We start from the raw sequence: 13,547 nt of genomic DNA, 5'->3' as shown, positions 1-13,547 counted from the left end.
TATGTTAGAGCGTCATTTTTTTTCTCGCCATATTGGGCTTCGTCCTGATGAAACACAAAAAATGCTTGATGTTTTAGAGCTTGATTCCCTTGATACACTCGTTTCTCAAGCTGTTCCGCACTCTATTCATTTGGGGCGTTCACTTAATCTCCCAAAGGCCGTCAGCGAAGGGCAAGCCTTGGAAGAACTCTCCAAGATGATGGGGCGTAATCATGTGCACAAAAGTTTTATTGGGCAGGGATATCATGGAACAGATGTGCCTCCCGTTATTTTGCGCAATCTTTTTGAAAATCCTGCTTGGTATACTGCTTATACACCCTATCAAGCAGAAATTAGCCAAGGTCGTTTAGAACTTTTGTTTTATTTTCAGACATTGGTGAGTGAACTCACCGGTTTGCCGGTTGCGGCTGCTTCACTTCTTGATGAAGCAACAGCTTTAGCGGAAGCAAATGCGGTGGCTGTACGCTTTGCTCGTGAGAAAAAGACAAAGATTTCTGTTCAGAGTTTTTTGCATCCTCAAACCTTGAGTGTTGCGAAAACGCGTGCTGAAACACAAGGGATTCAGATTAGCCAAAATGGCGAAATTTCTTCTGATACAGCTGCGATTGTTTTATCTTGGCCAGATACAAAAGGCTCTTTTAATGACTATAGTGAAGTCATTCAAGAGGCAAAAGCAAAAGGAGCGCTTGTGATTGTTGTTGCAGATCCTTTGGCACTTACTCTTATGGAACCACCAGCGCAATGGGGGGCTGATATTGTTGTTGGCTCTATGCAGCGTTATGGGGTCCCAATGGGGTTTGGTGGTCCTCATGCTGGTTATCTTGCGGTAAGCGAGGCTTTAACGCGTCTCATTCCAGGGCGTATTGTTGGTCAATCCGTTGATACGAAAGGGCGCGTTGGTTTTCGCTTAGCTTTACAAACGCGTGAACAACATATTCGGCGCGATAAAGCGACATCGAATATTTGCACAGCACAGGCTTTGTTAGCAAATATGGCAACGGCTTATGCTGTTTGGCATGGGCCGCAAGGTTTACAGGCGATTGCGCAGCGGATTCATCATTTAACATGTCGTTTTGTTGCTGGTTTAGAAGCAGCGGGGGTTCATGTTGAAGGGGAAAATTTCTTTGATTGTGTGAGTATTTCTATTAAGGGAAGAGCCAAAGAAATTGCTAACCAAGCGAAAATGGGTGGACGTCTTGTTCGTATTCTTGATGATGACACGATTGCGATCAATTTTGATGAATTGTCAACAGAAGAAGATGCTGGTGCTTTGGCACAGCTTTTTGGTGCACAATTGGTTGATCAAGTTTCTTCACGGCTTTTGGGTAAAGGGCGTGTTGCTGCTTTCCTTTCACAGCCCTTTTTTCATGCGGTTCACTCAGAGACAGACATGATGCGCTTTTTGCGTCGTTTGTCAGATAAGGATTTGGCATTAGATCGGGCAATGATTCCGCTTGGTTCTTGTACGATGAAACTGAATGCGGCAGCTGAGTTGATGCCTGTGAGTTGGTCTACGGTAGCTAATATACACCCCTTTTTTCCGAAAGAGGATGCTGTAGGTTATCAAGAAATGATCAATCAGTTAAATGCGTGGTTGTGTGAAATTACAGGATTTGCGCAAGTTTCTTTCCAGCCAAACTCCGGTGCTCAAGGAGAATATGCGGGGCTTTTGGCGATCCGTCGATATCATCAATCACGTGGGCAACATCAACGCACAGTTTGTCTTATTCCCGCATCGGCACATGGTACCAATCCAGCTTCAGCTCATATGGCAGGTATGGAAGTTGTTGTGGTGAAATGCTTGGGCGATGGCGATGTTGATATTGATGATCTCAAAATGAAAGCGCAATTGCATAAAGACAAGTTAGCCGCTCTCATGATTACCTATCCTTCAACTCATGGTGTTTATGAGGAAAGCATCAAGGACATTTGCTCTATTATCCATGAAAATGGCGGACAAGTTTATTTTGATGGTGCTAATCTGAATGCACTTGTTGGGCTTGCCCGTCCGGCCGATATTGGGGCGGATGTTTGTCATATGAACCTTCATAAAACATTTGCCATTCCCCATGGTGGTGGTGGTCCTGGTGTTGGTCCGATTGGGGTGGCAGAGCATTTAAAGCCATTTTTACCAGGTCATGAACAAGAGGGGACAACATATGCGGTTTCAGCTGCACCTTATGGAAGTGCCTCTATTCTTGTTATTACGTGGATGTATATTCGGATGATGGGAGCTGATGGTTTAAAATATGCAACACAAACAGCAATTTTGAATGCTAATTATATTGCTGCGCGTCTTTCAAAGGTTTATTCTATTCTTTATCGAGGCAAGCATGGGCGTGTTGCACATGAATGTATTGTCGATACTCGCGTGCTGAAAGAGCAATATGGCGTGAGTGTTGATGATATTGCAAAACGTTTGATCGATTACGGTTTTCATGCGCCGACGATGTCCTTTCCTGTTCCTGGGACTTTGATGATTGAGCCAACAGAATCAGAGCCAAAAGCTGAGATTGATCGTTTCTGTGATGCTTTGCTCTTGATTGCTGAAGAAGCTAAAAAAGTTGGTGAGGGTGTTTGGCCAAAAGATGATAATCCATTGGTTAATGCACCGCATACATTGGTCGATACGGTAGATGATGCTTGGGCACGACCTTATTCGCGACAAGAAGCTGCTTTTCCAAATTCTTCTCTTGATCCAGCGAATAAATATTGGCCTCCTGTTTCCCGTATTGATAATGTTGCGGGAGATAAAATGCTCATTTGTTCTTGTCCGCCATTGGGAAATACGTATTAAATTTATTTATCATATAACGGAAAAAGCCCGTACATTCCTATGCGGGCTTTTATTATTATTAGTTGATATTCGTTTTTTACGAGGTTGTCTTGATGATATTAGCTATGCCTTAAAACAAAAGGATAATATTTGCACTCTTTTTATGTTTCTCATGCCATTGTTTTTAAGCAGGGTCTTTGGTGAATAGAATGTTGGGGCGTGGGGTATGGTAGGCGTATATTTGTTCGTTGTGAGGTCTTGTATAGAAGGGTGCATAACATCTTTTCTAAAGTGAAGATTTTAATCACTTTCTTTAAAGAGTTCTAAATGTAAATGCGTTTATAGCGGGAACCTAGAGAAGTCAGAATTTCGTTAGGGATGGTGTTGGCATCTATGGACACCTTTTCAAGTGTTTGGTGGGGCCCAATGAATTCTACCCAATCACCTCGTTGCGGTTTTTTATCAAGATCGGTAGCGTCTACGACAGTGGAATCCATAGAAATACGTCCAACGATAGGGAGTTTTTTTCCATTGAAATAAACCGCACCTTTATTTGAAAGAATGCGTGGCAAGCCATCAGCATAGCCGATAGAAATAGTTATAAGCGTGCTTGGTCTACGAGTAGTAAAGGTTCCTCCATAACCAACGGGGAATCCTGCTTCAATAAAGCGGCTTTGAATGACTTGGGCTTCAAGTTTTAAAACAGGTTTAAGGGTTGTTTGGTGTTTCCCCCGCGGATCGATTCCGTAAAGTGCAATGCCTGGACGAACGAGGTCAAAATAAAAATCGTTCCCAAGAAAAATACCTCCAGAATTAGCAAAGGAAACTTTGCAAGTAGGCAATTGCGCAAGGATGGTTTTTAAAGTAGCCAATTGTGTATAATTGGATGAATGTGTTTTATCCTCTCCATTCGCGAGGTGACTGAGAATATATTTTATTTCTGCTGCCTCAAAAATTGTGGGTTGTTTGATGAGTTTTTGGACTTCTTTTTTATCAAGTCCTAAACGGTTCATATTGGTATCAATTTGAACAATTGCGGGAAATCTTTTATCTTTTTTTTGACAGAGTTTTTGCCAGTCTTCGAGTGCATTCCAAGAATTAAGAACGGGGATAATTCCTGCTTCAGCTATCAGTTCTTCTGTATTATGGGGAGGCCCATTAAGAACAATAATCATGATATTTGTTGGTAAAATGGTTTTTAAGTGCAATGCTTCTTCGATTTTGGCCACAAAAAAAGTGCGGCAACCAGCTTGATAAAGCGCAGGAGCAATTTTGTTAACACCCAACCCATAGGCATTTGCTTTTACAACTGCGGAACATTCAATTGGAGCAACGCGTTTGGCTAAAGTTGTATAATTTGCAACAATAGCACTCACATTAATGGTTGCTACAGCTGTAGAAGGAAATAATGCGTTTGCTTCATCATTAACGGATTTGCTCATTTAAAAATCCTATCTCGAGTCAATGAGACAAAAAGTTTCCTTTGATTATTTCATATAGGTTTTTATGATCTATGGAAAGGGTGTGCATACTATTCTCTTTGCTATTGTTAAAATCGTGAGTAGTTCCTATTGGAGCATGTGCCGTGAAAGCAATCTTTTTATATAAAATGCTTTCTTCTTGATACAATATGTAGAGTTGTGTTCTGGTGGTTTGTGGTTAGGTGTATATTGATAAAGGTTCCTCACTCTTAAAGAAGTTGTTGAGAAAGCTCGATTTAGTGCTCATCATGATTTTTTTCATTTTTTCGAGGATATCATTTGTAGGCGCTTTGAAGTTGAGAATTTTATGTGATGAGGATAATGCGCATTATTGATTATGAGTTGCAAGTGAGGATGTTATGGCGTGTGTTTCATTCTTAACTGCTTTCATGCTTATTTTGTTAGTGTTGAAACAAAAAATGTTAATTGCGTGATTTATGTTTTAAGAGAAATATTGGCAGACAGGTGTATGGGCGTTATATCATTTTCAAAATATGATATTTAATGTTCAATAAAAAGATGAGGAAGAGTTTATGAATACGTTTGTTCGTAATTTTCAGTCAAACATCAACGGCGGTTCATCAAACTTTCCGATACCTGAAAATGTGTTCGCGCTCACTGTTCAAGACGTTTATCATTATACAGACCGTTTGTTTAAATTTCGTCTGAATCGTCCGGAAAATTTTCGTTTTCGTTCAGGTGAATTTGTTATGATTGGTTTGCCAAATGCAGAAAAACCAATTTATCGTGCGTATTCGATTGCAAGCCCATTTTGGGATGAACAGCTTGAGTTTTTTTCAATCAAAGTTCCAGGGGGGCCACTAACCGAACATCTCCAAAAAATCAAAATTGGTGATACGGTTTTGATGCGGAAAAAGTCTACGGGGACATTGGTTCTTGATGCTCTCGTTCCTGGGAAGCGTCTTTATCTTCTTTCAACGGGGACAGGTGTTGCTCCCTTTGCAAGTCTTGTCCGTGATCCTGAAACGTATGAAAAATTTTCTCAAGTGGTGCTTATTCAAACAACACGCGAGCGAGATGAGCTTACTTATGCAAAAGATCTTGTTGCATCTTTAAAAGATGATCCGCTTATTGGTGAATATGCGCAACAGTTGCAATTTTATCCTATGACTACGCGTGAATATTCAGAACATATGGGGCGTATTACGACTGTTATGGAGAGTGGTGCTTTTTTTGAAACGACAGGTTTACCAAAAATTTCTTCTGATGAAGACCGCGTGATGATTTGTGGTTCTATGGCAATGCTGAAGGATTGTGCAAGGATGTGTGAAGTCTTTGGTCTTGTTGAAGGTGCCAATAATGCTCCTGCTACTTATGTTGTAGAGCGCGCTTTTGTAGGGTGAGAGAATAGTCGTGCTGCCGCTTTTCGAAGAGTGGTACTTTTTTGAAACGACAGGTTTACCGAATATCAATCTTAACGAAGAGCGTGTGATGATTTGTGGTTCTATGGTGCGCTAAGGGGCAGTATATAAGGATTGTGCAAGGATGTGTGAAGTTTTTGGGCTTGTTGAGGGTGCAAATAATGCGCCCGTACCTTATGTCGTAGAGCGTGCTTTTATCGGATGAGGGAGCAGTTGTGATGTGGTGTGTGCTAATGTGCTGATTGCATCCCAGTTGTTTGCTACGATAAGTTGTTTGGGAGCTATCCAAGAACCCCCCACGCAAAATACGTTGGAAAGTCGAAGCCATTGTACAGCATTGTTTTTCGAAATGCCTCCTGTAGGGCAGAACTTAATTTCAGGAAAAGGGGATGCTAAAGCTTGCACAAAGGCGATGCCACCAGCTGCTTCAGCGGGAAAAAATTTAAGATATGAATAGCCTTTTTCCAATGCTTTTATACATTCACTTGGTGTAACAACACCGGGGAGAAGGGGAACTTCGCTGTTTTTTGCACAATCGATCAATTCGTTTGAGAGGCCAGGGCTTACGATAAATTTTGCTCCTGCGCGTTCAGCTTGTTCATAATGTGCACTGTTGAGAATTGTTCCTGCTCCGACAGTTAATTCAGGCAGTTCTTGTGTAATTATTTTAATTGCATCGAGCGCATTTTTTGTTCGCAATGTAACCTCAATTGTTTTCAATCCGCCTTTGACAAGAGCGCGTGCTAAAGGCACAGCATTTTGCAGATCGTCAATGCGCAAAACAGGTATGACGGTTTGTTCTTGGAGCAGTGATAAAAGGTGATCTATTTTTTGGCACATGGTATTCTTTCTCTATGGAGATGGGATGGTCAGTATAGTTTGATTAAGCACAATATGTTAAAGAGTAGATGAATAGATCTTGAAATTGAATGAAACGCGCGTTATGGCAATATTATGGAAAAGAATTTTAAAGTTGTTGCTCTTTATTGCTTTGCAGATTTGAAGCATTATCATCGATTACAGAAACCTTTGCGTGACTTATGTCAGGCACAGGGCATCAAAGGTACTCTTCTTTTAGCACAAGAGGGTATTAATGGAACTGTTGCAGGTTCTTGCTCAGCAATTGAGGTGCTGATCGGTTTTATTACAAATGAACCAGCGTTTCAAACACCAGAGATTAAATATTCTTGGGCATCAAAAATGCCTTTTCATCGCTTGAAAGTGCGGTTGAAAAAAGAGATTGTAACAATGGGGGTTGAAGGTGTTGATCCGTTAAAAGCTGTTGGCACTTATGTCGATCCTGAAGATTGGAATGCCCTTATTCAAGATGAAGAGACAATTTTAATTGATACGCGTAACGATTATGAATATGCGCTTGGGAGCTTTCAAGGAGCGATTGATCCGCGTATTAAAACATTTCGGGAATTTCCGGAATGGGTGCTCAAGAATGAAGCTGATTTAAAAAAGAAAAAGAAGGTTGCTATGTTTTGCACTGGTGGCATTCGGTGTGAGAAGTCAACAGCTTATGTACGTGGGCTTGGATATGATCAGGTTTATCATTTAAAAGGTGGCATCCTCAAATATTTGGAAACAATCCCAAAAGAGAAGAGTTTGTGGTGGGGCGAATGCTTTGTTTTTGATGAGCGTGTTTCTGTTGGGCATGGTCTTGAAGAATGCGGACGTGAATTATGTCGCGCATGTCGTTCTCCTATCAATGCTGAAAGCAAATTATCGCCTCATTATGAAGAAGGCGTCTCATGTGATGCTTGTTATAGTACGCGAAGTGAAGCTGATAGGCAGCGTTTTCGCGAACGTCATAGGCAGTTTCAATTAACAAAATTGCGTGCGGTTCAGTCTCATCAAGAGTCATAAAGATATCATACTTTCGGGCTTAAGGCTTCTGCTTTTTCTCTTGTTTAAGAGAGGGAGGGTTTTGGTGTTCGCAGAAAAGTATTTTATGAGGCGGGATTTTTCTTGGTTTTTTTATAAAACAACCAATTGATTTATAAATATAAATAAGAATTGGCTATTGTGATCAGGTATTTTTGATATTGTCGTATTAGGTTATTTCAAACACTCTTAATTCTCAAATCAGTAAATTTGGTTTACTGATAGCTTGATAGCAGGGCGTATAACTTGAAAAGCAGTGTTATGAATAGATGAAACATGTGATTAATGAGCTGTTTAAAGCAAATGAGCAACACTAGTGGGTAATATAATGATGGTGCTGGCTTATGACATTCTTGAATGTAGGGATGGTGGGAATTCTCAGTGGACTTTTCGTTACACTTTTCATGAAGTGATGTTGAGAGATGAAATGAGAAAGCTTCTGCAAAGAGGTTCCTTTTCAAGAAGATTGTAGAATGAGCAGCACAATGGCTTAGAATTTTTTGGTTTAGGGTTTTTGCTGTAAAATGGTGTTTTTTTGTGAAGATTGCGATTCCATTAAAAGGGATAATGTGGCTAGTTGGATGGAAGTGTTGTTTTTTTGCAATTAATTTGTCTTTAAAAATTAAAAAATTTTTAAAACAAAAAAAATGATTGAAATGAATAAGAGTTAGTTCTATATGAAGCCTTGCCCAAAGTCGCACGTGCCTGTGGGTGTCCGCTGGTTCTCAAATGGTGAGATTAACCGGTACGGTACCTGGAACTAACCGCTCCAGTCATTCTTACGACCAATCGAAAGAATGAGGACATCTTGAAGCAACGACGGTGCGGGCCTTTCTGGTGTCTTCCAGCCCAAATGCTGGGATAACTATAGAGGCACACCTCATTGCCTTCAGTGCGGAAGTGGTTTTTCAACTCCAATCAAAAAGGCAGAAAAATTAGAGCAACGCGTTTTCGCGCTGTTTTTCGCTGCATACGATGCTGCTTTCTTCTTGGTTAAAGAATCAGGGTGCAAGGAGCGGTTGTGTGTATTTCGTCCTTTGATTATTGGTGGCTCTATGCTGTCTAAGCATAGAGTGGGGGAGTTTTCTCTCCTAGGAGAATTGATAGATGGCAACGCAACGTATTCGTGATTTTCTTGCAACACATCGCTCTGAAGGTCCATGCTTAATTGTTGACCTTGATGTTGTTCGTGAAAATTATTTAAATTTTGAAAAAGCTCTTCCGCAATCTCGTATTTTTTATGCAATAAAGGCGAATCCAGCACCTGAAATTTTAAGTTTGCTCGCTTCTTTAGGATCTTCTTTTGATGCGGCGTCTGTCGCAGAAATTGAAATGGCTCTAAAAGCGGGTGCGACGTGTGATCGTATTTCTTTTGGAAATACTATTAAAAAAGAGCGTGATATTGCGCGTGCATATGCATTGGGTATTTCGCTTTATGCGGTTGATTGTATTGAAGAAGTAGAAAAAATTGCGCGCGCCGCTCCAGGGGCTCGCATTTTTTGCCGTGTTCTGACTGATGGAAAGGGAGCAGAGTGGCCCTTGTCACGTAAGTTTGGTTGTGTTCCTGCAATGGCGGTTGATGTATTGCGCCATGCGCATCAATTAGGCTTACAAGCGTATGGCGTTTCTTTTCACGTAGGGTCGCAGCAGACAGATCTCAATGCATGGGATCGTGCTTTATCAGACGCAGCTACAGTTTTTAGGCATTTGGAGCAAGAAGGAATTTCGTTAAAATTGGTGAATATGGGAGGGGGGTTTCCAACACGTTATTTGAAAGATGTTCCTACGGCACAAGCTTATGGCACGGCTGTTTTTGATTCATTGAAAAAATATTTTGGCAATCGCATTCCTGAAACAATCATTGAACCAGGGCGTGGGATGGTTGGTAATGCTGGTGTTATTCGTACGGAAGTTGTGCTCATTTCCAAAAAAGCAGACAATGATAATGTCCGGTGGGTTTATCTTGATGTCGGGAAATTTAATGGTCTTACTGAGACTATGGATGAAGCTATTCGTTATCCTATTGAAACACCTCATGATGATGAGGTAATGGAGCCATGTATTTTGGCTGGTCCAACATGCGATTCGGCGGATGTTCTCTATGAAAAAACACCTTACCTGTTACCTTTATCTCTCACAGTAGGAGATGAGGTATTAATTCATGGAACTGGTGCTTATACGGCGACTTACGCATCTGTTGCATTTAATGGTTTTGAGCCTTTACGATCTTATGTGATCTGAGTTTTATGATAATATAAGGTGTAGTGGGGCGTGTAACAAAGATGAATATGATGAATATTATGAATTTTCAGACAAAAGATGGTTCGCATTTTATGCTCGCATCTGAGCAGGAATCCGATATACCTTATCGGGAGCGTTTGCTTGATTTGACTATGGGAAAAGGACGTAAACGTAAATCATCAGAGTCCTTACGTCGTGGACGATTGGCTGCGTGTGGGCTTTCCTTTGTTGTAAAAAATGCGCTTGGAGAGCTTGTGGGGAGTGTGCGTCTTTGGCATGTTCAGTTTCATAAAAGACAAAGTGAGATGCAGCATGCTTTGCTTTTAGGACCTCTGGCTGTTTCTGATAACTATTCTGGTATGGGGATAGGATCAGTTTTGGTGTTACACGCAATTGAAACAGCAAAAAAATTGGGATATGGCGCCATTTTTCTGGTAGGGGATTTTGAATTTTATCAACGTTTTGGTTTTTCAAATAGTTTAACGGAAAATTTGGCAATGCCTGGTCCTTATGAAAAGCATCGCTTTCAAGCGTTGGAACTAATACCACATTATCTTTCTGGGTGTTATGGCACTTTAGTTCCTAGTGGAGAACGAGAAGTTTCGAATCGTTTTCAGCATCATAAAGTGGCTTGAAAATAGTGTTTATTTTGTTTTTCAATGGCTGGTATTGATGGGAGCACACTGTTTTGACTAGTGCCAAAGTATTTAGCGGTACAAAGTTTTTGGGGAGTTGTATTGCGATTTTATTACATGACTTTTTTATGTGGCTGGTTTCTTATCTTTGATAATTTTAGTTAAGTGAGTAAGAATATATTTAAAGCTCATTTTTTTGGAATATCGTCCTATTTTATAATATTAAAGGAACCGAATTTTTGAGTGGTCTTGTATTCTTTTAAAGCCGATATCATCATACAGTTTTCAATATCGTTGGTAGATCTTGCATCGAAACGGTTGAATATTTTACTTTTTGCTTAAACAGTTTTTATCTCTTTGCTTTTTATGTACAAGCGAATAATTTTTATTGATTCAATAGAGACATTTTAAGAAATTCTATACAACTCTATCACTTGTTGAAAGAGAAGAGGCTTAAGAAAGAAAAATATGCAGCAGTAGAATCAAAATTGTAAGTATCAGAGTTTTAAAAAGAATGTAAAAAAATAAAATTATATGTTCAAAATCAGCTTTTTTGAAAAAAATAGATCATTACTTTTTTGCTATAAAGGTTAATCGTTTTGCAGTTAGCATGAGAGTATCAAATACAAAATGATCTCCTCATGTAAAATTTTGCATTCAGAATCAAAAAAACGTTATCCTACACATTATAAGGTAAATAGATGCGTGAATGAAAATCACAAGAATCATAAATCTTTTATGCATATTCTTGTAAGCATCAAAAGAGTGAAGGACAAAGAATCTTACAGAATAGTTTTTATGAGGATAGCAGCGTAAAAAGGGGGTAGATAGATTAGAGATTTAATGACAGGCGCAAATATTGTTTTAATGTTTTTTGCTCTACTGTGATAAATCAAAAATCTTATAGAAATAGCTGCTTTATCTTTATGGTGTTGAGCACTTTAGGTAAGCTCTTTGTTTATTATCATCTAAGATAATTTTTGTATGCGAGAAGTTATTTTTAAATGCGTAAAGAGCTCGCATTGAAAAGAATTTTCATCAGAAGAATCATTTAGAATCATATGCTTATTTATACTGTCTCTTGAGAAGAGATAAAGTGCATAGGAAGAGAGGAAAGTGATAAGGATAAAAAATATTTCTCAATTTTTTAAGCTTAGTGACTTGGTGGTGCATCCATGAGAGGTGGTATTTTTTTAAGAAAAATGGTCATAAATGTTAAAATACCAAAGATAATGGTTATGATAAAGAAAATATCACTAAAAGCCATAATCGTTGCTTGTATGCGTACCATACCAAACAATTGAGAAAGAGCAAGAGTATACGAATCAAAGGTTTCTGTTTTGAAAAATAAAGTAAGCTTTGAAAGCATTTCAGTTGCTTGTCTGTTTGCGTGGTTAAGCGTTTCGGCTATTCGTTCATAATGAAAGTCTGTGCGTTTTGTCATGAGAGTGCTTATAATGGCAAGCCCTACAGCACCACCTAGATTCCGTGTGAGATTAAAGAGCCCAGAAGCATTTTGCATTCGTTCTGGTGGAAGTGTTCCTAAGGCAATATTATTAACAGGAACCATACACAACATCACAGAAGCACCACGGAAAACTTGCGGCCAAAAGAGCTGCCAAAAATCCCAGTTATCTGTGATAGAGCTCGCCATCCAAGTGCCTATTGCAAAACCCAAAAGTCCTATTGCCATCATTAAACGTGCATCCATTCGTGCTGAAAGAAATCCAGCAAGCGGAGCAGTTAATAACATGGTGAATCCTGAAAGAAACAATGTTTCTCCAATCATGAGAGCATCATAATGGCGGATTTGGCTTAAATAGACAGGATAAAGGTATGTGAGTCCATAAAGACCTATTCCCAGTGCAAAGGAAAAAATGGATGCAGCTGAAAAATTAAAATTAGAAAAAGTAGAGAGATCTACAATGGGTTCTTTTGCTGTAAAAGCACGCCAGAAGAATAAGGCTGCAGCAAGAATCATGATAATGAAAAAATCCCGAATCAGCCTATCACTCAGCCAATCATGACGTGCTCCTTCTTCTAGAATATACTCTAAAGTTCCCAAGAAAGTAGCCATAGAAATGAGGCCTAACCAATCAAATTTCTTCATTAAAGAGGGATCAGCTTTATCAAAATCAATTAATTTCCAAGCGAGAATTGAGATGATAATCCCGAAGGGGACATTGATGAGAAAGAGCCAATGCCATGATGAGAGATGACAAATATAGCCTCCCACGGTTGGACCAATGGTGGGGGCTAATGTTGCGACCAGTCCGACGATAGGGGTAACAATGGGACGTTTGGAAGGAGGAAAAAGGACATAGGAGGCAACAAAAACACTAGGGATAATTCCACCACCAATAAAACCTTGTAGTGCGCGATACAAAATCATCTCTCCAATAGATGTTGCCGTTGCACAAAGAATAGAAGTAACCGTAAAACCGATAGCTGATAAGGTAAAGAAAACACGTGTTGAAAGCAATCGTCCTAAAAATCCAGAAAGCGGCAACATGATGACTTCAGCGATGAGATAGGAAGTTTGAACCCATGAAATTTCTTCAGAGCTTGCTGCAAGACCCGCTTGAATTTCAGCTAAAGAAGAGGAAACGATTTGGATATCTAAGATTGCCATAAACATGCCAAAAGACATAGCAATAAAAACTACAATTTTGTGCAATCCGATGCGTTCTTGAGATTGTACGAGCTCTGGTATGGAAGATGTCATAGTAAGATCTTCTACTTTTTTGTTATAAGAGACTTTTATCTTGTGGCTTTGTACGTGTATCAACTTTCACTGAAACACTCATTCCTGCTCGGATATGCCCAGTTTTTAAGACTTCTTCTGGAATAGAAATACGTACGGGAATGCGCTGGACAATCTTTGTAAAGTTACCAGTAGCATTTTGTGGAGGCAAAAGAGAAAAAACAGAGCCTGTTGCGGGCGAAATAGAAAGCACTTTTCCTGTAAAAAACTCCTTTTTGAAGGCATCAATAGCAATATAAGCCTTTTGTCCTGCGTGAATATTTTGCAACTGTGTTTCTTTATAGTTTGCTTCAATATAAAGCGCATGTATGGGGACTAACGCCGCAAGACGTTGGCCATTTACAACGAAATCTCCCGTTTTTGCTGTTAAATTTCCTA

9 protein-coding genes and 1 pseudogene (1 of these 10 cut by a window edge) are annotated in these 13,547 nt (G+C 39.6%); 6 read left to right on the top strand and 4 right to left on the bottom strand.

Features of this window, described 5'->3' with window-relative positions:
- Nucleotide 1 precedes the first annotated feature (1 nt).
- Nucleotides 2-2,797, top strand: a complete 2,796-nt coding sequence (gcvP, locus tag ACKC4Y_RS06370; protein WP_409360941.1) for an aminomethyl-transferring glycine dehydrogenase — start codon at nucleotides 2-4, stop codon at nucleotides 2,795-2,797.
- 302 nt (nucleotides 2,798-3,099) lie between these two features.
- Here the strand turns inward: gcvP and alr are convergent, their stop codons facing one another.
- Nucleotides 3,100-4,218, bottom strand: a complete 1,119-nt coding sequence (gene alr / locus ACKC4Y_RS06365; protein ID WP_409360940.1) for an alanine racemase — start codon at nucleotides 4,216-4,218, stop codon at nucleotides 3,100-3,102.
- A 572-nt stretch (nucleotides 4,219-4,790) separates the two neighbouring features.
- On the opposite strand from alr, the gene ACKC4Y_RS06360 reads away from it, so the two are divergent.
- A complete protein-coding gene (locus ACKC4Y_RS06360; RefSeq protein WP_409360939.1) occupies nucleotides 4,791-5,621 on the top strand; it encodes a ferredoxin--NADP reductase in 831 nt (276 codons plus the stop codon).
- A 31-nt stretch (nucleotides 5,622-5,652) separates the two neighbouring features.
- Nucleotides 5,653-5,844: pseudogene (locus ACKC4Y_RS06355) on the top strand (ferredoxin--NADP reductase); the annotation flags it as partial.
- Here ACKC4Y_RS06355 and eda read toward each other — a convergent pair.
- Nucleotides 5,814-6,479 (bottom strand): bifunctional 4-hydroxy-2-oxoglutarate aldolase/2-dehydro-3-deoxy-phosphogluconate aldolase, encoded by a 666-nt coding sequence (gene eda, locus ACKC4Y_RS06350; protein ID WP_409360938.1) that lies wholly within the window; start codon nucleotides 6,477-6,479, stop codon nucleotides 5,814-5,816. The pseudogene ACKC4Y_RS06355 and the gene eda sit on opposite strands and share 31 nt — an antisense overlap.
- Nucleotides 6,480-6,593: 114 nt before the next feature.
- Between eda and trhO the strand changes: the two genes are divergently transcribed.
- The 3 genes from trhO (at nucleotide 6,594) to ACKC4Y_RS06335 (ending at nucleotide 10,405) form a co-directional block, all read left to right on the top strand.
- Nucleotides 6,594-7,511, top strand: coding sequence for an oxygen-dependent tRNA uridine(34) hydroxylase TrhO (gene trhO / locus ACKC4Y_RS06345; RefSeq protein ID WP_409360937.1), 918 nt, complete (start codon nucleotides 6,594-6,596; stop codon nucleotides 7,509-7,511).
- Nucleotides 7,512-8,636: 1,125 nt separating this feature from the next.
- Entirely contained in the window at nucleotides 8,637-9,770 is a 1,134-nt protein-coding gene (locus ACKC4Y_RS06340) for a type III PLP-dependent enzyme (RefSeq protein WP_409360936.1), read from the top strand.
- A gap of 50 nt (nucleotides 9,771-9,820) precedes the next feature.
- Nucleotides 9,821-10,405 carry a GNAT family N-acetyltransferase gene (locus ACKC4Y_RS06335; RefSeq protein WP_409362158.1) on the top strand — a complete coding sequence of 195 codons (585 nt, stop codon included), beginning with the start codon at nucleotides 9,821-9,823 and terminating at the stop codon, nucleotides 10,403-10,405.
- A 1,153-nt stretch (nucleotides 10,406-11,558) separates the two neighbouring features.
- Here the strand turns inward: ACKC4Y_RS06335 and ACKC4Y_RS06330 are convergent.
- The gene (locus ACKC4Y_RS06330; protein WP_409360935.1) at nucleotides 11,559-13,130 is read right to left on the bottom strand and encodes a DHA2 family efflux MFS transporter permease subunit; all 1,572 of its coding nucleotides are present in this window, start codon (nucleotides 13,128-13,130) and stop codon (nucleotides 11,559-11,561) included.
- A gap of 22 nt (nucleotides 13,131-13,152) precedes the next feature.
- Nucleotides 13,153-13,547: the 3' end of an HlyD family secretion protein gene (locus ACKC4Y_RS06325; RefSeq protein WP_409360934.1), read on the bottom strand. 703 nt of this gene lie beyond the right edge of the window; 395 of the gene's 1,098 nt are visible here — the last part of the coding sequence; its start codon lies beyond the right edge, outside the window; its stop codon occupies nucleotides 13,153-13,155.

Origin of the sequence: Bartonella heixiaziensis (genome assembly GCF_046245125.2) — a bacterium.
Taxonomy (GTDB): Bacteria; Pseudomonadota; Alphaproteobacteria; order Rhizobiales; family Rhizobiaceae; genus Bartonella; species Bartonella heixiaziensis.
The sequence above is the reverse complement of the archived record's forward strand: the minus strand, read 5'-3'. Positions and strand labels throughout refer to the sequence as shown.

Coding starts and splice junctions, on each gene's coding strand:
- gcvP (WP_409360941.1), top strand. CDS start 2: ATGTTAGAGCGTCATTTTTTTTCTCGCCATATTGGGCTTCGTCCTGAT.
- alr (WP_409360940.1), bottom strand. CDS start 4,218: ATGAGCAAATCCGTTAATGATGAAGCAAACGCATTATTTCCTTCTACA.
- ACKC4Y_RS06360 (WP_409360939.1), top strand. CDS start 4,791: ATGAATACGTTTGTTCGTAATTTTCAGTCAAACATCAACGGCGGTTCA.
- eda (WP_409360938.1), bottom strand. CDS start 6,479: ATGTGCCAAAAAATAGATCACCTTTTATCACTGCTCCAAGAACAAACC.
- trhO (WP_409360937.1), top strand. CDS start 6,594: ATGGAAAAGAATTTTAAAGTTGTTGCTCTTTATTGCTTTGCAGATTTG.
- ACKC4Y_RS06340 (WP_409360936.1), top strand. CDS start 8,637: ATGGCAACGCAACGTATTCGTGATTTTCTTGCAACACATCGCTCTGAA.
- ACKC4Y_RS06335 (WP_409362158.1), top strand. CDS start 9,821: ATGAATATTATGAATTTTCAGACAAAAGATGGTTCGCATTTTATGCTC.
- ACKC4Y_RS06330 (WP_409360935.1), bottom strand. CDS start 13,130: ATGACATCTTCCATACCAGAGCTCGTACAATCTCAAGAACGCATCGGA.